The sequence below is a fragment of the Flavobacterium suncheonense GH29-5 = DSM 17707 genome (assembly GCF_000430025.1).
GTDB lineage: Bacteria > Bacteroidota > Bacteroidia > Flavobacteriales > Flavobacteriaceae > Flavobacterium > Flavobacterium suncheonense.
Genome location: NZ_KE387020.1, coordinates 49,707 through 69,564, shown reverse-complemented (window position 1 = coordinate 69,564; position 19,858 = coordinate 49,707). Strand labels below are relative to the sequence as shown.

At 41.4% G+C, this 19,858-nt stretch carries 18 protein-coding genes; 9 read left to right on the top strand and 9 right to left on the bottom strand.

Annotated features, from left to right (window positions below; genetic code table 11):
• Positions 1–34: 34 nt before the first annotated feature.
• Together G498_RS0110470 and G498_RS0110465 are read left to right on the top strand one after the other, a co-directional pair.
• Entirely contained in the window at positions 35–859 is an 825-nt protein-coding gene (locus G498_RS0110470) for a glycosyltransferase family 2 protein (protein ID WP_026981103.1), read from the top strand.
• Positions 860–1,804, top strand: coding sequence for an NAD-dependent epimerase/dehydratase family protein (locus G498_RS0110465; RefSeq protein ID WP_026981102.1), 945 nt, complete (start codon positions 860–862; stop codon positions 1,802–1,804).
• Here the strand turns inward: G498_RS0110465 and G498_RS0110460 are convergent.
• Together G498_RS0110460 and G498_RS0110455 are read right to left on the bottom strand one after the other, a co-directional pair.
• Positions 1,794–2,846: a glycosyltransferase family 9 protein gene (locus tag G498_RS0110460; RefSeq protein ID WP_026981101.1), complete on the bottom strand. Its 1,053-nt coding sequence runs from the start codon at positions 2,844–2,846 to the stop codon at positions 1,794–1,796. The two genes, G498_RS0110465 and G498_RS0110460, sit on opposite strands and share 11 nt — an antisense overlap.
• A gap of 10 nt (positions 2,847–2,856) precedes the next feature.
• Entirely contained in the window at positions 2,857–3,672 is an 816-nt protein-coding gene (locus tag G498_RS0110455) for a 2,3,4,5-tetrahydropyridine-2,6-dicarboxylate N-succinyltransferase (protein ID WP_026981100.1), read from the bottom strand.
• 308 nt (positions 3,673–3,980) lie between these two features.
• Here G498_RS0110455 and ruvX point away from each other — a divergent pair, with 308 nt between their 5' ends.
• Both ruvX and G498_RS0110445 read left to right on the top strand, forming a co-directional pair.
• Positions 3,981–4,397, top strand: coding sequence for a Holliday junction resolvase RuvX (ruvX, locus tag G498_RS0110450; protein ID WP_026981099.1), 417 nt, complete (start codon positions 3,981–3,983; stop codon positions 4,395–4,397).
• A gap of 107 nt (positions 4,398–4,504) precedes the next feature.
• Positions 4,505–6,019, top strand: a complete 1,515-nt coding sequence (locus G498_RS0110445) for a malate:quinone oxidoreductase (protein WP_026981098.1) — start codon at positions 4,505–4,507, stop codon at positions 6,017–6,019.
• 51 nt (positions 6,020–6,070) lie between these two features.
• Here G498_RS0110445 and G498_RS0110440 read toward each other — a convergent pair whose 3' ends face one another.
• Complete coding sequence (locus G498_RS0110440; protein WP_026981097.1) at positions 6,071–8,284, bottom strand: FUSC family protein; 2,214 nt, start codon at positions 8,282–8,284, stop codon at positions 6,071–6,073.
• 152 nt (positions 8,285–8,436) lie between these two features.
• Between G498_RS0110440 and def the strand changes: the two genes are divergently transcribed.
• The 5 genes from def to G498_RS0110415 all read left to right on the top strand — a co-directional run bounded on the left by def (position 8,437) and on the right by G498_RS0110415 (position 11,838).
• Positions 8,437–9,024: a peptide deformylase gene (gene def, locus G498_RS0110435; protein ID WP_026981096.1), complete on the top strand. Its 588-nt coding sequence runs from the start codon at positions 8,437–8,439 to the stop codon at positions 9,022–9,024.
• Positions 9,025–9,080: 56 nt separating this feature from the next.
• Entirely contained in the window at positions 9,081–9,503 is a 423-nt protein-coding gene (locus G498_RS0110430; protein ID WP_026981095.1) for a DUF5606 family protein, read from the top strand.
• Positions 9,504–9,576: 73 nt separating this feature from the next.
• Entirely contained in the window at positions 9,577–10,350 is a 774-nt protein-coding gene (gene mazG, locus G498_RS0110425) for a nucleoside triphosphate pyrophosphohydrolase (RefSeq protein WP_026981094.1), read from the top strand.
• Positions 10,351–10,373: 23 nt separating this feature from the next.
• Positions 10,374–10,691 (top strand): antibiotic biosynthesis monooxygenase family protein, encoded by a 318-nt coding sequence (locus G498_RS0110420; RefSeq protein ID WP_026981093.1) that lies wholly within the window; start codon positions 10,374–10,376, stop codon positions 10,689–10,691.
• Between the two features lie 10 nt (positions 10,692–10,701).
• Positions 10,702–11,838 carry a hypothetical protein gene (locus tag G498_RS0110415; RefSeq protein ID WP_026981092.1) on the top strand — a complete coding sequence of 379 codons (1,137 nt, stop codon included), beginning with the start codon at positions 10,702–10,704 and terminating at the stop codon, positions 11,836–11,838.
• A 3-nt stretch (positions 11,839–11,841) separates the two neighbouring features.
• Here the strand turns inward: G498_RS0110415 and G498_RS0110410 are convergent, their stop codons facing one another.
• The 6 genes from G498_RS0110410 to G498_RS0110380 all read right to left on the bottom strand — a co-directional run bounded on the left by G498_RS0110410 (position 11,842) and on the right by G498_RS0110380 (position 19,766).
• A complete protein-coding gene (locus G498_RS0110410; protein ID WP_026981091.1) occupies positions 11,842–12,348 on the bottom strand; it encodes an OsmC family protein in 507 nt (168 codons plus the stop codon).
• A 69-nt stretch (positions 12,349–12,417) separates the two neighbouring features.
• A complete protein-coding gene (locus G498_RS0110405; protein ID WP_026981090.1) occupies positions 12,418–14,304 on the bottom strand; it encodes a DUF349 domain-containing protein in 1,887 nt (628 codons plus the stop codon).
• Positions 14,305–14,497: 193 nt separating this feature from the next.
• The gene (locus tag G498_RS0110395) at positions 14,498–15,247 is read right to left on the bottom strand and encodes a shikimate dehydrogenase family protein (RefSeq protein ID WP_026981089.1); all 750 of its coding nucleotides are present in this window, start codon (positions 15,245–15,247) and stop codon (positions 14,498–14,500) included.
• Between the two features lie 71 nt (positions 15,248–15,318).
• Positions 15,319–16,722 carry a tetratricopeptide repeat protein gene (locus G498_RS0110390; RefSeq protein ID WP_026981088.1) on the bottom strand — a complete coding sequence of 468 codons (1,404 nt, stop codon included), beginning with the start codon at positions 16,720–16,722 and terminating at the stop codon, positions 15,319–15,321.
• A gap of 115 nt (positions 16,723–16,837) precedes the next feature.
• Positions 16,838–18,037 carry an aspartate aminotransferase family protein gene (locus G498_RS0110385; protein WP_026981087.1) on the bottom strand — a complete coding sequence of 400 codons (1,200 nt, stop codon included), beginning with the start codon at positions 18,035–18,037 and terminating at the stop codon, positions 16,838–16,840.
• A 73-nt stretch (positions 18,038–18,110) separates the two neighbouring features.
• On the bottom strand, positions 18,111–19,766 hold the full coding sequence (locus G498_RS0110380) for an OstA-like protein (protein WP_026981086.1): 1,656 nt from the start codon (positions 19,764–19,766) through the stop codon (positions 18,111–18,113).
• Positions 19,767–19,858 lie beyond the last annotated feature (92 nt).

Genomic DNA, 19,858 nt, shown 5'->3' with positions numbered 1-19,858 from the left:
TATTTTTGAAATTTAAAACTTTTCAGTCAAAATAATGAAAATATCTGTAATTGTCAGTACATACAATGCTGAAGAATGGTTGGAAAAAGTGCTTATAGGATACAGTATTCAAACCTATAAAGATTTTGAATTAATCATTGCTGATGACGGTTCCAGAGCATCAACGAAAGAACTCATCGACAGATATGCTGCAAATTTTCCGGTTCCGATTCGTCATTTATGGCACGAAGATTTGGGATACCGAAGACAGGAAATTCTTAATGTTGCCATTGTGGAGGCTGCCCACGAATACATCATCATGACGGACGGCGACTGCATTCCGAGAAAAGATTTTGTGGAAGTTCATGCACAACAGGCTCAAAGAGGCTATTTTTTATCCGGAGGATACTGTAAACTTACGATGAAAACCAGCAAGCATATCACGAAAGAAGACATTCTGACTGAAAGATGTTTTGATGTTAAGTGGTTGAAAAGTATTGATTCCCTTGGGTTTTCAAACATTCTGAAAATCGGATCCAAGAAAAAATTCTCCACACTGCTGGATTTGATTTCACCGACAACCCCTTCTTTTAACAATTGTAATTCGTCTGGTTTCCGGGACGATATGATTGCCATTAACGGCTATGATGAGCGGATGAAATACGGCGGCCCCGACAGGGAATTCGGAGAACGACTGGAAAATTACGGTGTAAAAGGGAAGCAGATAAGACACAAAGCAATTGTTTTGCATCTTGATCATGCCCGGGGTTATAAAACGCCGGAATCTCTGGCAGCGAATCTTGCGATTCGAAAACAAGTGAGAGATCAAAAAATTAAATGGACGCCTTTTGGCATAAAAAAGCAAGAACAGCCTAATTAGATGAGGATTTTAGTAACTGGAGCTGCCGGATTTATCGCTTCACATTTGTGTGAAAAGCTATTTTCTTTGGGTCATGAAGTAATAGGGATTGATAATTTCAACGATTATTACAGTGTGGCGTTAAAGAAAATGAATGCAGAAGATTTGGCCGAAAAAGGAATTGCCATTCACGCAGTCGATTTAAATGCTGATTTAGCCGGTGTGTTTAAAGCGGAATTTGACTATGTTTTTCACTTAGCAGCCCAGCCGGGTATTTCTGCAACAACGTCTTTAACGGAATACGTAGACAATAATATTTATGCCACCCAGAATTTGCTGGATGCGGTACTTAAGTATAACAAAAGCATTAAATCCTTTGTCAATATAGCCACTTCATCGGTTTACGGTTTGGAAGCCACGGTAGGAGAGGACACTCCGGCAAAACCCGTATCCTTTTACGGCACAACCAAGTTAGCAGGAGAACAATTGGTTTTGGGAATGCAGCGATTGGGTAAACTCAATGCCTGTTCCATAAGGCTGTACTCGGTTTTTGGTCCAAGGGAACGTCCGGAGAAACTGTATACCAAACTGATAGAGAATTTATATTACGACAAGCCCTTTCCGCTTTTTGAAGGAAGTATAAAACACGAAAGAAGTTTTACCTATGTAGGCGATATTGTAGACGGACTTGCAGCCATCATCGGAAAGGAAGCTATTGTTAACGGTGAAATCATCAATTTAGGCACAGATGAAGTTAACACCACCGCTGAAGGGATTAAAACCGTAGAAGAAATCATGAACAAAAAGCTGATAATAGACCATCAGCCGGCCAGAAAAGGTGATCAGCAGAAAACAGCCGCAGTAATCGATAAAGCAAGACGGTTGTTAGGATACGAACCGAAAGTAACCCTTAAGCAGGGTCTTGAGGAACAGGTAAAATGGTATATCGAAAAATTTACGAAATAATACGTTTTACAAAAGAAATTAAAGGCGCCTGATACAAATCGGGCGTTATTTTTTTGTACAATTCCAAAGCCTGACTTTTAAATTTTTTCGGGTGTTCTCCATTGTAAATCTCCGGATTGTAATCGTTTAAGTGTACGGCAACATGATTTTGATCATCGCTCAGCATGTTCCAGGAAGATTTGTTAATCCAGGGCGAAAAAATAGTAAAAGTTGGAATGTTCAACGCTTTAGCCATATTTACGGCACCTCCTTCGTTTCCGATTAAAGCATCACACTGCGATAAAACCGCCAGAAACGTTCTCAAGCCTTTGGTGTAAAAATCGAAAACAATTTTCTGTCGGGTTTCCGGCAAACACAAATCGTAGATTGCTTTGGCCTCATGTTCCTGATTAGGCATAAAGTTGAACAGCAATTCCATTTCACCTTGTCGGGCTATAATGTCCAATGTTTGTGCCATTTGCTTTGAAGGAAGACTTTTGTCGGCACCGCTTCCCAAAACACTGATCATAATTTTAGGAATTGCCGGAGAAAGTCGTTCCTCTATGCTTTTTTGGGCAGTAAAAATTTCTTCTTCAGCAAGAAAAATTTTCGGAAAAGTAACCGTGCTTTTTGTGTTCAGTAAAGCTTCGGCCAGCTGCAAACGGTGTGCAATGGCCGAACCTTCAATGTTTTTACGCGGTACAACAGTTTGGGTAAATAAAATTTTCGTGTACCATTTTTTATTACCGATTCGGATTTTTGCACCGGAAAAAAAAGCAGGCAAAATACTTTCCCATTTTCCGTAGGCATCGATAACCGCGTCGTAATGTTCTTTTTTTAACTGTTTTCCAAATCGAATCAATGCCGTTAAAGCATTTTTTTTGGGAGAATCAAAAAGGACAATTTTATCAATGAAAGGATTGTTTTCCACCACGGGTTTGGTATTGGAGTGAATCATGTAATGCACTTCCCAATCCGGATGTATTTCTTTAATGGCCTGACAAATTACCGTACTTGCCAGGACATCCCCAATCATCTTTTGCTGAATCACCAATACTTTCATCGAAAAGCTATTAAACGGCTACATCGTACTCACGTAACGCGTTATTCAAAGACGTTTTCAAATCCGTAGAAGGCTTGCGCTTCCCGATAATCAATGCACAAGGCACCTGATATTCTCCCGCGGCAAACTTCTTCGTATAACTTCCCGGAATCACCACCGAACGCGCCGGAACCACACCTTTCATTTCCACAGGAGTGTCACCGGTAACGTCAATAATTTTAGTCGAAGCCGTCAAACAAACGTTGGCGCCTAAAACCGCTTCCGTTTCCACACGAACACCTTCCACCACAATGCAACGCGAACCGATGAACGCGCCGTCTTCGATAATCACCGGAGCTGCCTGTAACGGTTCTAAAACCCCGCCAATTCCGACACCACCGCTCAAGTGAACGTTTTTGCCAATCTGCGCACAGCTTCCCACGGTTGCCCAAGTGTCCACCATCGTTCCTTCATCCACATACGCGCCGATGTTTACATAACTCGGCATCAAAATTACACCGCTGGAAATGTAAGCACCGTGACGCGCCACAGCATTTGGCACGACGCGAATTCCTTTTTCGGCATAATTGCGTTTTAAAGGCATTTTGTCGTGGTATTCAAAAATCCCCGCTTCCAAAGTTTCCATTTTCTGAATCGGGAAATACATCACCACGGCTTTCTTTACCCATTCGTTTACCTGCCAGCCGCCTTCATTAGGTTCGGCTACACGTAATTTTCCGGCATCTAAAAGCTCAATGACTTCACGGATGGTTTTTTGCGTGTTCTCTTCCTGTAATAAAGCTCTGTTTTCCCAGGCCTGTTCAATAATGGTTTGTAAAGCGTTCATAAAATTTGATTTTGCACAAAGATAAAGGATTTGCGGAGAAGTTAAAAGGGATAAGTTAAAAGGGATAAGGGATAAGGGATAAGGGATAAGGGATAAGGTTGAGCCTGTTGAAGCATTTGGAGCGAAGGGTTCGGGTGTGTTTAAAAACCCTGTTCCCGCTGTCCGCTCTACAAGGTGCCGCTCCCATCGGGGCTAAAGGGTAAGGGGCTGGTTTGTCTGGAAAGTTCGTAAAAAGAAGAAAAAAACAGGCTTTTGCTACTTAAAACCTTAGCGACTTAGTATCTTTGTAACTTAGTACCTTATAAAAAATGCCAAGAATTCTCGCCATAGACTACGGACTAAAACGCACCGGAATCGCCGTAACCGACGAAATGCAGATTATTGCTTCGGGTTTAACCACCATTCCTTCGGAAACCGTTTTGTCTTTTTTAATGGAGTATTTCAGCAAAGAAAAAGTCGGAAAAGTGCTGATTGGCGAACCCAAACAGATGAACGGCGAGCCTTCGGAAAGCGCACCGATAATTGAAGTTTTCGTGGCAAAATTCAAACAGACTTTTCCGGATATGCCCATGGAACGTGTCGACGAGCGTTTTACCTCCAAAATGGCTTTCCAGACCATGATAGACAGTGGTCTCAAAAAGAAACAACGTCAAAATAAAGCGCTGATTGATGAGATTTCCGCAACAATTATGCTGCAGGATTATCTATCCCGAAAAATGTTTTAAAAATCGTTTTCAATTCCCTAAAAATGCTTTTAAGGCATCTAAACCCCTGAAAATTAAGATAATTTTTGCAATGGAAGCCGTAAATTTGTGCTTTCAAATCCATTGCAATGACAACAAAAACAACAACACAAAAATCTGAAGCAGATGTAGTTTTGATTGGTGCCGGTATCATGAGTGCCACCTTAGGATTACTGCTGAAAGAACTACAACCCAATTTAAAAATCGAAATATTTGAACGTCTGGACGTTGCCGCCGCAGAAAGTTCTGATGCCTGGAATAATGCCGGAACCGGTCACGCCGCGTTTTGTGAGTTGAACTACACGCCTGAAAAACCAGACGGTTCCATCGACACTACCAAAGCGGTGAAAATTGTGGAAGCTTTTGAAGTTTCCCGTCAGTTTTGGGCCTATTTGGTGGAAAAAGGATTGCTTAAAAATCCGGAAAGTTTCATCAAACACGTGCCGCACATGAGTTTTGTATGGGGTGAAAAAAACACCAAATACCTTAAAAAGCGTTACGATGCCTTGCAACAGTTCCATTTGTTCAAGGAAATGGAATATTCTGAAGATCCGCAAACCATCAAAGAATGGGCGCCGCTAATCATGGAAGGAAGAAAAGGCGCAAAAAAAGTAGCCGCAACTACCATGAAATATGGAACTGATGTAAATTTCGGAGCCTTAACCCGCAGCATTTTCAAGTATCTGGAAACGTTGGATGGTGTAACGCTGCATTTCAACCATGAGGTGAAAAAACTTCGCCGCTATGATGATGGCACCTGGCGCGTACGCGTAAAAGATCTGGAAACCGGAGGAAAAAAACGCGTGAAAACAAAATTCGTATTTATCGGAGCCGGAGGCGGTTCGTTATTATTGCTGGAAAAAGCAGGTATCCCTGAAGGCGAAGGCTACGGAGGTTTCCCGGTAAGCGGCCAATGGTTGAAATGTACCAATGAAGAATTGATTGCAAAACACCAGGTAAAAGTGTACGGAAAAGCCGCTGTGGGTGCGCCGCCCATGTCAGTTCCGCACATCGATACCCGTATGATTGACGGTAAAAAAGCCTTGTTGTTCGGGCCTTATGCAGGATTTTCGACGAAATTCTTAAAGAACGGTTCGTACTTGGATTTGGCGAAATCCATTCAGCTGGACAACATTAAACCGATGCTTTCTGCCGGAATCAACAATATTCCGCTTACCAAATATCTGATTGAGCAGGTTTTCCAATCGTCGGAAGACCGAATGAAAGCGTTAAGAGAATATTTACCGGACGCCAAACCGGAAGACTGGACACTGGAAAATGCCGGACAACGCGTTCAGGTCATCAAAAAAGACAAAAACGGAAAAGGCGTTTTGGAATTCGGAACCGAAGTGGTAAACTGTGCCGACGGTTCGTTAGCAGTGCTTTTAGGAGCTTCTCCGGGCGCGTCTACAGCGGTTTCCATCATGTTGGATTTGCTAAGCCGTTGTTTTAAAGACGAATTGGCCACTCCGGAATGGCAGGCAAAACTGAAAGAAATGATTCCGTCGTACGGACAATCGTTAAACGCCAATCCGCAATTAGCCGACGAAATCCGATACAGAACAGGAACCGTTTTAAAACTGCGCGACGTAGCGACCGTATAAACAAAACCATATTGCAATAGATAGAAAACGCATCATATTTGGTGCTTTTTTTTATGCTTCTTTCTGTAGTGTTTTGGAAACTTTCAGCAGGTTTTCCGATAAATTGATGAGCCAGATCAGCTGATCAATTACGAGTTGGGCTTCTTCCATTTTCTGACGGAAATCATCGTCTTCCAATCCGTCGTTTTTCAGCTCGCTGGCGCGGATGTTTTTCAGCTCGGTGAAACTTAAATCCAGACGTTCTTTTTCGTCTTCGGATAAAGAAAAATGGTGTTTACTGTTAAGCGACTGAATCACCAGATTAAGATTCCGAACCACGGAATTGGCCACAATATTAAACGCTTCCGAAGCTTTTGTGGTTTTGTGCGACTGGACATAAGTGCCTAAAGAAGCCGCCGAGGAAAGCAACGTATGGTTGAGCACGACCAGTTTGTACACTTCCGCCATGTTTTTTTGTTTCGATTTCGGTTCCTGCTTCATGCGCTGAAACGAAGCCATCAAATTCCCGATTTCAATAAAAGCCTGTTTTCGCGCCAGTTTGTAAGCGGTGGTCACTTCGCCTTTTTTATTGTAATAAACCGTAATTTCCTTCACGTAATCCCGGTTGGCAGCTATGGATTTTTCAAGGTATTTGTTGAGGTTGAGAAATTCCCACGAAGGCCATAAAAAGTAATTCGCCAAAAAGGCCAGAGCGGCACCCAAAACAGTATCAATCACCCGATATTGGATTACTTCCAGCACATTCGGCGTAAGCATTCCGTAAATAAAAATCACGTAAACGGTCACAAAGGTCGCTCCGACTTTGTAGTTGGTTTGTGAATAAGCGTATCCCAAAATCATGGCAACGACAGATAATATCCCCAAAACGTAATGATTCTGTGTGAAATACATCACTCCGAAGGCAATCGCTCCGCCTAAAAGTGTTCCGTAGATACGCTCGAAAGAACGTTGTTTGGTAAGACCGTAACCCGGCCGCATAATCACCACAATCGTCAGTAAAATCCAGTAACCGTTTTGAAACGGAAGCAGTTTCCCAATGATAAACCCAATCAAAATCGTAATCGACAAGCGCAGCGAATGTCTGAAAGTGGTAGACGAAAAGCTGAGGTTTTCCAGCAAGGTGCCGATGCGGTAATTTTGCGGTGTCAGGAATTTTTCGATTTCTTTGTTTTTGCGTTTCAGCACTTCGGGATTCATTGAGCCGGTCAGTGCCTGTTCGATTACTTTTATTTTTTCGATTTGTTTTTGCGCGTAGTGCTGCATGTTTTTGAGCATCAAAACGCCTTCCGCTTCCTGATTTTTACCGGTTTTCTCCTGATACTGCCGAATCACTTTTTCAAGATTTTCCAGCGCGTCGAATAAAACGTTGTTAGGAACATATTCCGTGTCGGTTTCCAGACTCAGGGATAATTTTTTAAGCGTTGAAGCGATCGTGTACGCCAGATGCTGATAGGTTTTCAGGACATCGGGATGTTGGTCGAATTTCCGGTGAAGGTTTTCATGGTTGAAGGCAAACGACAGCGCGATTTCGAGAATTTCCACTAAATTGGTAAACACAATCAGTTTCCGTCTGTTCTGATTGGAATTGTTGGAGTTGACGGCATTCCGGATAAGATATTCCCGAATGTTCTCGTGAATGGCATTGATTTCCACCTGAAGTTCGAGTTGCTTTTCGGTTATTTTGGCGCGATCGGCATCGATATTCCATAAATCGCCTCGAAGTTTTAAGTATTTGGAAGTCAGTCGTAAACAATCGGCCAATTGCAAATCGATGTAACGATGGGGTCGTAAAAAGTAAAACAACAGCGAAACAAAGAGGTAAAACAATCCGCCGGTTAGGATGTAACCGCAATGTTTCAAAAGTTCAATTCCGGTATACGAATGGCTGAACACCAGCGTAACCGAAATCAGGCAGACAAACGAAATCATATTGGCCCGGTGTCCGTAAACGGAAAGCATCGAGAAAAAGAAAACCAGCAGCAGTAAAACCGGATAAACGATAAAAGTGAAATTCTGAATAAGCCCTAATAAAAGATTCGTTCCTGTGATTAAAAAAACGGCAATCAGTATCCCTTTAATTTTGTGATTCAAGTTGCCCGGAACATCGCTCGGAAAGGTAAGTAAAGCTCCCAGAGCCACCACAAAACCTTCCTGGAAATAACCAAGCTGTGCTAAAATAAGTAACGGCAAAACACAGGAAAAAGTAGCTTTAAAAGCATTGGCAAAATTGGTGTTATCCGTGTATTTTCTGATTTTGTACAACATAAATTTACGGCTGCAAAGGTAGGGGCTTGTAAGAAAAGCAACTATAAATTTAAGAATCATTTCACATATTATGTTTAAAAAAAGTCAAAACCGTTGAAAGGCTGTCTATTTGTTTGTTTTTTGATTACTTTTGCGGCATAATTAAGTACAAAATGATTTTACCGATTATAGGATATGGCGATCCGGTATTGCGTAAGGTTGGGGAAGAAGTTTCCAAAGATTATCCGAACCTTAAACAAGTGATTGCCGACATGTATGAAACCATGTATCATGCGCATGGTGTAGGCTTGGCAGCTCCACAGGTAGGCTTGGCCATTCGTCTTTTTATTGTCGATTGTGAACCGTTCAGTGATAGCGACGATTTGTCGAAAGAAGAGGCCGAACAATTAAAAACGTTTAAGAAAACGTTTATTAACGCTAAAATTTTAAAAGAAGAAGGCGAAGAGTGGGGTTTCAACGAAGGCTGTCTGAGCATTCCGGATGTGCGTGAAGATGTGTTCCGTCATGAGCAAATCACCATTGAATATTACGATGAGGATTTCAACAAACATACCGAAGTGTATGATGGCTTGATTGCCAGAGTGATACAGCACGAATACGATCATATCGAAGGCATTTTGTTTACCGACAGAATATCTTCGCTGAAAAAACGTTTAATCTCCAAGAAATTGCAAAACATCATGGAAGGGAAAGCCCGTCCGGATTATAAAATGAAATTTGCCGCCAAAAAAGGCCGATAATTTTTGTTTTTCAAGGGAAAGATTAGATATTTGCTACCTTTTAAAAAATACACACAATGAGCATAGAAAGAATATTAGCGATTTCAGGTAAACCGGGATTATACGATTTAAAATTACAAACCAGAACCGGTTTCGTTGCGGAATCTTTGATTGACGGTAAGAAAATCACCGTAGGTATGAGAAGTAACGTGAGTTTGTTATCTGAAATTTCCATTTATACCAACAGTGGTGAAGTACGTTTGTCTGAAGTTTTCAGAAGAATTGCCGAAAAAGAAAACAACGGTCCTGCTATTTCTCACAAAGAAGATAACGCTAAGTTAGAAGCGTATTTTGCTGAAGTGTTGCCGGATTATGACCAGGACAGAGTTTATGCTTCCGATATCAAAAAAGTATTAAACTGGTACAACATGCTTCAGGCAAAAGGAATGGTTTCCAAAGACGCTCCGGCTGCTGCTGAAGTTGAAAATACAGAAGAGTAATTCTTTTAAAAGAAACTCGAATATAATCCTGCCTTCGGGCGGGATTTCTTATTTTTACACAAATTCTGAAACTATGAACACACGCCAGCAACAATTAGACGCATTCAGCCGCCTGCTCGACATCATGGACGATTTGCGCGAAAAATGTCCGTGGGATAAAAAACAAACCCTGGAAAGTTTACGCCATTTAACCATCGAGGAAGTGTACGAATTGGGCGATGCGATTCTGGACAACGATTTAGACGAAATCAAAAAAGAGTTAGGCGATGTGTTGCTGCATATCGTTTTTTATTCCAAAATCGGAAGCGAGAAAAAGGCATTTGATATAGCCGATGTGGCGAATTCGATCTGCGACAAGCTGATTGACCGTCATCCGCACATTTACGGCGATGTAGTAGTGGCAAATGAAGAAGAAGTGAAACAAAACTGGGAGAAACTAAAGCTGAAGGAAGGCAAAAAATCCGTTCTGGAAGGCGTGCCGAAGAGTTTGCCGGCCATGGTAAAGGCAAGCCGCATTCAGGACAAAGTGAAAGGCGTGGGTTTCGACTGGGAAGAACCGCATCAGGTTTGGGAAAAAGTACAGGAAGAACTGTCCGAACTGCAACACGAAGTAGCAACCGCCAATCAGGATAAAATAGAAGCCGAATTTGGCGATGTTTTGTTCTCGATGATTAATTATGCACGGTTTTTGAAGGTGAATCCGGAAGACGCTCTGGAACGCACCAACAAGAAGTTTATGAAACGATTCATGTATCTGGAAAGCAAGGCGAATGAAATCGGAAAACCGTTGTCGGACATGACTTTAGCGGAAATGGATGTGTTTTGGGAAGAAGCGAAGAAGTTGTAAGGGATAAGTAAAAAGGGATAAGTATGATAGCTAAAACACCGGAAACGCCTTACTATGCCGTGATTTTTACATCTGTAAGAACGGAAGTGGAAGCCGGATATTCGCAAACCGCAGAAAGAATGGTGGAATTAGCTGCCGGACAACCCGGTTTTTTAGGCGTTGAATCGGCCCGGAATGACATCGGGATAACCGTTTCCTATTGGCAGGATTTGGAAGCCATCAAAAACTGGAAAATGAATGCGGAACACACGATTGCCCGCGAAACCGGCCGAAGTGATTGGTACAAAGCGTTCAAAGTGCGCATCGCTAAAGTGGAACGCGATTATGATTTTACGAAATAATTAAATAAGAATGAAACAATTCATACTACTGTTCCTGCTATTTGCAAACAGTATCATTGCCCAAAAAACCGTTAAAGTAACCGAGCAAACTTTAAGAATAAAGCCAAATACTACTGAAGAATTGTTGTTTGGATTTAACGAAGGTGATAAAATCGTATTCACTTTCACAGAAGAAAACGGAAAGAAAATCAGCGAAGTTTCGGTTTCGGAATTTCCGGATGTAACCAGATTCAAGGTTCTGGACGTTAAGAGAGTGAAGAAAGAAGCAATTGATGTGTCTCATAAATCGGTTTATAAATTTCAGTTCAAAAATGACCATGACGAACCGTTAACAGGGAATTTGCTGATTCAGCGTATCCCGGCAAGTGAAAACCTGTCTGCTTTCAATACTTCGGTAAAATGGGTAACAGAACAGGACACCGTTTGGAATTCCGCAACGAAAGAGGTTGTAGTGGGTTATGACACGCTGAAAGTACAGAAAACCCGAAAAGTGGCCTATTACGAAAAGAAATACGAAGAAATGGTGTTGGATAAAAGCCAACGCGTGAATGCCAAAACCACTTTCGATTCCAGTACAACGAGCGTATTTTTCACTTTGCCGAAGAATGAAATCTCCGAAGCCGAAACCAAGAAAGTAATCGCTTGGGCATATTGGATTGGTGTTGGTAAAGAAAGCAACGAATACTGGAATCAAAACCGCAAAATGATTGTGGGTGCGGTGCAGGGCGTGGCATCTTATTTTACCACACCGTTGGGAGGAATTGCTGCCGGAGCCATAACCAATTTGGCGTTGCCGTCAAATGGGGAAGATGTGGAATACGCTTTGGTAAACGAAGAAAACAAGAAGCTTTTTTTAGAAAGTAAACCTGTGAAGTCTTATGATTTTGGAAAAGGCATAGCCGCTTACAAACGATTTACCGAGCCCAATTTGTTGCAGGGCAAGTATTTCGTGATGCTGAAAAATGATAACTATGTGCAGGCTATTGACGTAAACGTGAAAATATCGGCCATTGTAGAGCATAAAAAATACAAAACAGAAACGTATACCGATGTGCAGATTATGCCGAAATACGAAAAGAAAATCGTGTCGGAACCCGCAATTACTACGAGAACATTTCCGGCTATTTTTGATTATACGAGAAAGTAACGTTTATAAATTGATAATTTTAGCGTCCACCGGAGTTGCATTAATCAGGGTTTGATAAACGACACAATAGCGCTCTGTTAGTTTCAACAGCGTCTGAATCTTTTCATCGGTTTCGTTTGATTTGATTTCAAAAATTAAACGTATTTGTCTGAAACCAACCGGAACTTCTTTTGAAATACCCAGAGTTCCCCGGAAATCCAAATCGCCTTCAGCTTTGATAATGCATTCCTCTAATGGGATTTCTAAGGAAGTTGCCACGGCACTTAGGGTTACACCTGCGCAGGCTACAAGGGCTTCTAAAAGCATATCTCCGGAGCATAATTGCAGACCGGTTCCACCTGTTGCCGGATGAAGTCCTGCTTCTGAAATTTGTAATCCGGTTTCTATTTTACAGGAAACATTTTCTCCAATGCGCCCTTTTGCTTTTAAGGTTATCAAAGCGGAAGCACCGTCGTTGGTGTATTTTTCTTTTAACGGAGTTTGTATTTTTTTTAATTCTTCACCTGTCATGATACCTAAATTTAAAGGATAAAAAAGCCGTAATTTGATTAAAATTACGGCTTTTGCTTTGCTTTATTTTTATTCCTGTTTCAGACTTCTGATTTGTTTCAGTTTTTCTTTCCACAATTTTAATTCGTCTTTGTGACGGTCGATACTTTTGTTGACCTCTTTAACCAGAGGATTATCGGCTTTGGCATTGGAAATGAACTGAATGTTGTTTTCCAACTGGAAGATTTCATTCTGCACTTCGTCAATTTTACGCATGATGAACAACTGCTCGTTTTGCAACTGACGTTCGTCACCTTCGGCCAATTGTCCTAAACGGTTGGAGAATTTCGCCATTTCAGCATCTTTTTTAGACAAGCTCAATTTATCGAACAACGCATCTAAAATCTTGTTGAACTTTCCTTCGATATGACGTTTGTTGTGCGGCACTTTTCCGAAAGATTTCCAGGTTTCGATGTGCTTTTTAATGGCGTCCAGATCGGTTTTGTGCTCACCAACCAACTGAAACTCTTTTAAGGATTCCAGATAGCCTTTTTTCTTTTCAAAAGTTTCGTTTTCTTCGGCACTGGATTCGTTGCGTTTCGCGTGCAATCGGTCAAAATAGTGGTTGCAGGCTTCCTTGAAATCTTTCCAGACAGCATCAGAATACTTTCGCGGCACATGACCGATTTTCTTCCAGTCTTCCTGAATCTGCTTCATGATTGGCGTGGTGGCATTAAAATCCTCATTGTTCATAAGCGATTTGGCTTTTTCCACTAAAGCAAGTTTTTTATTCAGGTTTTCCTGTTGGTCTTTTTTGATGTCTTTGTAAAACGCATTTTTCTGCGCGTTAAAGTTGCGGACAGCTTCTTTAAAAGCAGCCCAGATTTCTTCGTTTACTTCAATCGGCACTTTTCCTGCCTGGAAGAAAGCGTTGCGTAAGGCTTCAATTTTCTCGATTTGCCCCTGCCATTGGCTGTGTGACGTTACTTCTTCGTGCGATACGGCATCAATTTGGGCAATAATTTCTTTTTTCTTGGCCAAATTGGCAACTTCCAACTCTTTTGCTTTGACAAATAAGGCTTCGCGTTTGTCGTGTAACTGTCTTGTCAGTTCACTGAAACGGTTCCATAACTCTTCGCGGTGTTCTTTGGAAACCGGTCCGATTTCTTCTTTCCAGATTTTATGTAACGACTGCAATTCACGGAAAGCCTTGGAAACGTCCGCTTCGTTAACCAGTTCTTCCACACGGGCAATAATTTTCTGTTTTTGCTCGTAATTGTGTTTGAAGTCTAAATCGCGGGCTTCACGGTCTAAATGCAGATGATCGTAAAAACGTTCAATGTGAAAATGGAAATTGTTCCAGACATGGTTGTACTTGTCCCGCGGAATGGCACCGGCTTTTTTCCAGCGCTCACGGATATCGTTTACGTGTTTTAAAGCATCCTGAATGGTTTCATCCGAGTTGTCCACCAGATTTTTCAGCTCTTCAATAAGCGAAAGTCGGGTTTTTAAATTCGCGTTTAAGTTGTTTTGAAGCTGTTTGAAATATTGGTTTTTATGATCTCTGTATTCGTTGTAAATGGAATCGAATTTGTTTTTCAGCGGAAAATGATAGTCAAAACCGGTGGTGTCGCCGTTGTTTTCATGACTGTATTCGTCGCGCTTTTCATCAATAAAATGATGGTATTTTGCCATGAATTCCTTGCGGATTTCTTCCACGTGATTGCGAATGGCCATGGCTTTTTCCTGAGAAACCAGGCGGTTCAGTTCGTCCGTAAGCTCGTCCATCGACATAGCTTCGTAATTTTTCATCGGAATATTGTGCGCTTCTCCTATGGAGTCGTCTTCACTTTCTTCCGCATTCGAGTTTTCAATCGCTTCTACAGCCGACTGATTTTCGTCCTGAACAGTTTCTTCCTGGATAATTTCTTCCTGTCCGTCTGCCTGAGGCAGGTTATCATTCTTTTCTTCTAACATTGCGATAAATGCTTAAGTTTAACAAATTTGAGCCGAAAGATAGTGAAGCAGCCTGTAAAATCAAAAGAAATTCGGTTAAATAAACGGTTTTTTCTGTTTAAATACACATTGTTTTTTGTTGAAAAAATTGCGTTCTCAAAAATCGCCATTTGTTAAAATGTGAGCCAGAGGAATGAAATGTAAAGCAAGTGGTTTATCTGTTCCAGATTTCCCAGGCTTTTTCGGCCTGAAAAACGAGCATGTCGTACCCGTTTTTTGTAATTGCTCTTCTTTCTTTTGCTAATCTCAGGAATTTTGTTTCTTCCGGATTGTATATTAAATCGTAGGCGATGTGTTTGTCTGTGAAAAGTGAATAGTCCAGCGGCGGACAGTCCTCAGTATTCGGATATGTACCAACAGGAGTAGTGTTAATGATAATCTGGTATTCGCTGAAAATTTCCTGATTCAGTTCGTCGTAGGAATATTGGTATTCCGATGGGTTTCGGGAAACAAAATCATACTCCATTTTAAGCTTCCGCAGGGCAAATGCCACGGCTTTACTGGCGCCACCGGTTCCTAAAATTAACGCTTTGCGGTGGTGTTGCTGTAATAAAGGTTTCAGTGATTTTTTAAAACCGTAAAAGTCTGTATTGTAGCCTTTTAATTTTCCTTTTTTGGAAACGGAAATCGTGTTAACCGCTCCGATTTTTTCAGCGTTTTTGGAAAGCTTGTCCAGATAGGGAATAACGGCTTCTTTATACGGAATGGTTACGTTCATTCCTTTGAGGTTCTTGGTTTTGGCAACAATTTTTTTAAAATCTTCTACCGTTTCCACATCGAAATTTTTATAGGAAAAACGATCGGCGCCAATTTTTTCAAATTTCTCCGTGAAGTATTTTCGGGAGAAAGAATAACTGATATTTTTCCCCAGCAACCCGAATTTTTTCTTTTTCTGCTTCCTCATAAAAAAAAATATGGTCAGTTACGTTAAATAACCGACCATAAAGATACTAGTAAATCGTGGTATTTGGTTTACTATTCGTCTGCTTTTTTATGTTTTTTAATGAAATCCTGCACGGTTTTTCGGTTCCAGATTACAGGAAACAATTCCTCTAGAAGGGTTCTGTTTTCAAAGTTCAGGCGCAATCCGTTGGCCAAATGAAATTTCCCTTTGATGTCGTCCTGAAGCATAAAATACAGGCCGGCCAAACGGTATTCAACTTCGTATTCTTCCGGAAAGTACTCTGCCGCTTGTAAAAGGGTTTGTACCGCACTTTCAAATTCCCCTAAAAACTGTAAAATGTCTGTCCAGAACAGCCAGGTGTCTAATTCGTAATCTCCGTATTCCACCGCTTTTCGATACCCGTATTCGGCTTCTTCGAAAAAGTTTAAGGCTTTGTTGATGGTTGCATAACGCTTCCAGTACAGCTTGTTCTCGTTGTCGATACTGATGGCTTTGTTAGCATAATACAACGCCTTCTGAAAATTCTTCTGACGGATGTAAAAATCGGTAATCGCAATCCAGGCTTTGTCCAACAATGGGTCTTCATGAACCGTCTTCTGATAAAACTGCAGCGCCAATTCGGCATTGCCTAATCGTTCATGGCATTTCCCCACGCGTAATAAAGCGAAGGAAGTAGCATCATCCAATTCCATGGTAATAGTATAGCAATCGATGGCTTCCTGATATTTTTTCAGTTTTTCCAGAGATTTTGCTTTTTCCAGATAGGCGCCTAAGAAATTTTCATCGATAAGCGTGGCATAATCGAATGCTCTTACGGCCTGATCATAATCCTTAACAGCATAATATTGACGTCCTAACTGATGCCATGCCACTTCGCTGTACGGATTTCTGTCAATAAAACTGTTCAAAAACAAAATGGCTTCGTTGTTCTGGTCTAAGAAATCAAAGCAATACACGACATTGTAAAGTGCGGAATGATCTTCAACATCTTCCTCCAGACATTTGATGAAATTCTCTTTCGCCAGTTCCAATTCGTCCATGAACAGGTATTCCATGCCAATCAGATTATACACATCGGCATAATCATCGGTATAGCGTAAAGCAATTTTCAGCATTTCTATTGCTTTTTCGTGCTCGTCCCGTTTAGAGTGGATATTCGCTTTTTGGATGTACACTTCTTCATTGGTCGGTTCGATGGCAAATAGCTCGTTGCACAGTCGGTCGGCCATGTCGAGTTTGTCTTCAAACACTAACAGTTCAATCTGAACCAACTTCAAACCGGTAGATTTGGGATGTTGTTCTAAACCTAATTTCAGAGCCTTTTTGGCTAAGTTTATTCGCCCCGTGTCAAGATAATGAAGAATGATGTCTTCAAACTCTTCGGAGTCAAAGAAGAATACCTTGTTGGTTTTCAACATAGATTCGAACTTTGATAAGGATAAACTGTTTTCCTCTTCCTCGTTACTCAAATACATACTCCTTTTGTTTAAATTATCCTTATTAAAATTACTAAGACTTTACAGCCTTTTTATGATGAACGTTTGTAGGTTGTAAACAATTTAATTAACAATTGATTCCAACTGTCGGCTTTTAGCTGTTAGCTTTCAACTCTTCCATCACTTCATTCATAGCTTCAAGAATGATGCCACAACCTTTTTCGATTTCTTTGTTGGAAAGGGTTAGAGGTGGTGTAATGCGGATGGCACAGCCTTCAAAGAGCAGCCAGAACAGAATCAGTCCTTTTTCCTGACATTTGAAAATGACCTTGTTGGTGATTTCAGGACTTTCTGTCATGGGCGCCAGCATTAAGCCTTCGCCGCGAATTTCCTTGATTAGCGGATGCACTAACAGTTTGCGGATTAACTGTTCTTTTTCCAGAGCCTGAGCCATTAAATCGGTTTCTAACAATTCTTTCAGTGTGGCTAAACAGGCTGCTGCGATTACAGGATGACCACCGAAAGTGGTAATGTGTCCCAATTTCGGATCATGGCTCAACAAATCCATGTATTCGGATTTTGCCATAAAGGCACCAACCGGCATTCCGCCTCCCATGCCTTTTCCCATAACCACCACATCCGGAACGATGTCGTAGTTTTGGAAACCGAACAGTTTTCCGGTACGCCCAAATCCGGGCTGAATTTCGTCTAATATCAGTAAAGCACCTACTTCATCACAACGCTGGCGAACTTTTTTAAGGAAATCATTCTGAGGTTGGATAAATCCGGCACCTCCCTGAATCGTTTCCATGATGATTCCGGCTGTTTTTTCGGTAATCTTCAGTAAATCCTCTTCATTATTAAAGGTGATGAAATCCACATCGGGAATTAACGGTCTGAAAATCTGTTTGCGCTCTTCAAAGCCCATTACGCTCATTGAGCCCATGGTGTTGCCGTGATAAGCGTTATAACACGAAATCAATTGGCTCCTTCCGGTTACACGTCGGGCTAATTTTAAAGCACCTTCTGTAGCTTCTGTTCCGGAGTTAACCAAATAGACTTTGTCTAAGGGAGCGGGTGTGTTTTCGGCTAAAAGTTTACACAATTCCACAGCGGGATCTTGTGCGTATTCGCCGTACACCATCACGTGAGCATACTTGTCTAATTGGTTTACAATAGCTTCACGCACTCGCGGATGCTGATGACCAAGTGTACAAGCGGAAACTCCGGCCACAAAATCCAGATAAGCTTTTCCGTTGGTGTCGTAAATATAAGATCCTTTGGCGTGAGACACTTCCATGCCTAATGGGTAAGGGGAGGTTTGCGCCTGGTATTTATAGAAATCTTTAAGCATTTTGTAGGTTATTCGTGGATTTGATGTTTGGTTATTCGGGATACTGAAAAGAATATCAATAGCCAATAACGTTCTACTTTCGATTTTTGACTTTCGACTTTTGACTTTCGGCTTTCTTAGGTTTTCCGTATTCCAAGGTTTCTTTCTTGATTTCCATTGGCTTTTCGGCTTCAACAGCGTCTTTTTTGGCTTCTATTTGGGCCTTTTCGTCCAGCGCTAGTTCTTCTTTAGGGAAAATATCTTCCAGTCGTTTTATTTCTTCATCGCCGCGCCAGATAAATCCTCTTAGTTTTCGGGCGTTTTCCGGAAATTCATTCTCCGGATAAATCTGTCCTTCCGGATTTACGAATTTGGTAACCGTTTGTATCTGATTATTTTTCAATTCCAGATGAATGGAGCTGGCCACTCCTTTGTCGATTCCCACCAACTCATTTTTATCGTCGTACATGTAGTAAATCATTTCGGTGTTTTTGACCAAATCGACTTCATAAAGTTTGTTGTCCCGAAATTTTCCGTACAGATTCACGCCCTTAACCTGATTAAAACCATTCCCGATAGTATCTTTCTGAATGATAAACGCGTTGTTCAGTACTTTCAGGGAATCCAGCTTTTCGGTGGTGTTATTTCCGATAAGATGCATCACATCACCGGAAAGCTGGCTTTTCTGGCTCCATAAAACCGGTCTTCCGATTAATTGGGTCAGGCCTTTGGTCTGGTCGGAATGAATGGAATCACACTTTCCGCTCATGTCCGATTTAAAAATCCGGGCATTTTTGAATCCGCGAATCACGCGTTCGCCCTGTTTTCCAGTTACCAGCAGTTTTTCCGCGTGAATGTAAACCGAATCGTTTTCCACAAAACTCGCAATCAGCGCTTTTTTGGTGATAAACATCGAATCTTTCGCCCGATGCATTTCCGCATAATGACCGGTCACAACCATGCGGTTGATGGAATCCGTGATTTTTACATTATTGGTGGCAGACGAGAAATTCCGCTTGCCGTCATAATAAATTTTTTCGCCTTTAATTTTCCGGTTCTGATAGTAAATGGTGGAGTTTTTCGACAGATTTGAAGTTTGGTTCTTGGTGTCGTAAAATCCGTTTTCCGTATAAATTACGTTGCCTTTGTTGTTGATGGTGGATGGCCCGAAAACATAGGCGTGACCCGAATCTTCATAATAATCCAAATGATTGGTTTTAATGGTGGATTCCGGATTGGTAACCGTTACGGCAGTCGTAAACTGATATTTTTTTTCGTTGACAAAGTAACGTCCCGATTTGCTTCGAAGCGTATTTTCCTTGTTGATGATGGTTCCGTAAGTATTGTAATAAGCCTGCTGAATGCCTCGGTCGAAGTTGATGGTGTCGGTAGTTAAAGTCGATTCCGGTGAACGCAAAACCACATCGCCTGTTGCAAAGGCAAATTTTTGATTTCCGTTGTATTCGGCGTATTTACTTGACATCGTGATGGTGTCGCCTTGGTTTAAACGCACGTTTCCGAACGCTTTCACGTAATTTTCATCTTTAAAGTGATACGCCTTGTTGCAGCTGATTAAAACACCGTCGTGCTCCACCTGAACATTTCCGGTAAACAAAATCGCACCCGGAATTTCCGTTTGGTCCATGTCGATGAAATCCGAGTGGAGAATTTTGATAATTTTCTTTTCCTGTGCCGTTAACGACAAACTGATGAAAAGTGTGAAAAATATAAAGAGGATACGATTCTTCAATGCTTGAAATTTTGCCCAAATTTAACTAAAATCCGCGAATGATGATTTTTGTTAAGAATTATTTATAATTCGCTGATACACAAAAAAACGCC

Bases quoted from the DNA above. Each gene is read 5' to 3' on its own strand.
- G498_RS0110440 (WP_026981097.1), bottom strand. From the start codon at position 8,284: ATGTTGTACAAAATCAGAAAATACACGGATAACACCAATTTTGCCAAT.
- mazG (WP_026981094.1), top strand. From the start codon at position 9,577: ATGAACACACGCCAGCAACAATTAGACGCATTCAGCCGCCTGCTCGAC.
- G498_RS0110385 (WP_026981087.1), bottom strand. From the start codon at position 18,037: ATGCTTAAAGATTTCTATAAATACCAGGCGCAAACCTCCCCTTACCCA.
- G498_RS0110390 (WP_026981088.1), bottom strand. From the start codon at position 16,722: ATGTATTTGAGTAACGAGGAAGAGGAAAACAGTTTATCCTTATCAAAG.
- G498_RS0110455 (WP_026981100.1), bottom strand. From the start codon at position 3,672: ATGAACGCTTTACAAACCATTATTGAACAGGCCTGGGAAAACAGAGCT.
- G498_RS0110410 (WP_026981091.1), bottom strand. From the start codon at position 12,348: ATGACAGGTGAAGAATTAAAAAAAATACAAACTCCGTTAAAAGAAAAA.
- G498_RS0110420 (WP_026981093.1), top strand. From the start codon at position 10,374: ATGATAGCTAAAACACCGGAAACGCCTTACTATGCCGTGATTTTTACA.
- G498_RS0110470 (WP_026981103.1), top strand. From the start codon at position 35: ATGAAAATATCTGTAATTGTCAGTACATACAATGCTGAAGAATGGTTG.
- G498_RS0110465 (WP_026981102.1), top strand. From the start codon at position 860: ATGAGGATTTTAGTAACTGGAGCTGCCGGATTTATCGCTTCACATTTG.
- G498_RS0110415 (WP_026981092.1), top strand. From the start codon at position 10,702: ATGAAACAATTCATACTACTGTTCCTGCTATTTGCAAACAGTATCATT.
- G498_RS0110405 (WP_026981090.1), bottom strand. From the start codon at position 14,304: ATGTTAGAAGAAAAGAATGATAACCTGCCTCAGGCAGACGGACAGGAA.
- ruvX (WP_026981099.1), top strand. From the start codon at position 3,981: ATGCCAAGAATTCTCGCCATAGACTACGGACTAAAACGCACCGGAATC.
- def (WP_026981096.1), top strand. From the start codon at position 8,437: ATGATTTTACCGATTATAGGATATGGCGATCCGGTATTGCGTAAGGTT.
- G498_RS0110445 (WP_026981098.1), top strand. From the start codon at position 4,505: ATGACAACAAAAACAACAACACAAAAATCTGAAGCAGATGTAGTTTTG.
- G498_RS0110460 (WP_026981101.1), bottom strand. From the start codon at position 2,846: ATGAAAGTATTGGTGATTCAGCAAAAGATGATTGGGGATGTCCTGGCA.
- G498_RS0110395 (WP_026981089.1), bottom strand. From the start codon at position 15,247: ATGAGGAAGCAGAAAAAGAAAAAATTCGGGTTGCTGGGGAAAAATATC.
- G498_RS0110430 (WP_026981095.1), top strand. From the start codon at position 9,081: ATGAGCATAGAAAGAATATTAGCGATTTCAGGTAAACCGGGATTATAC.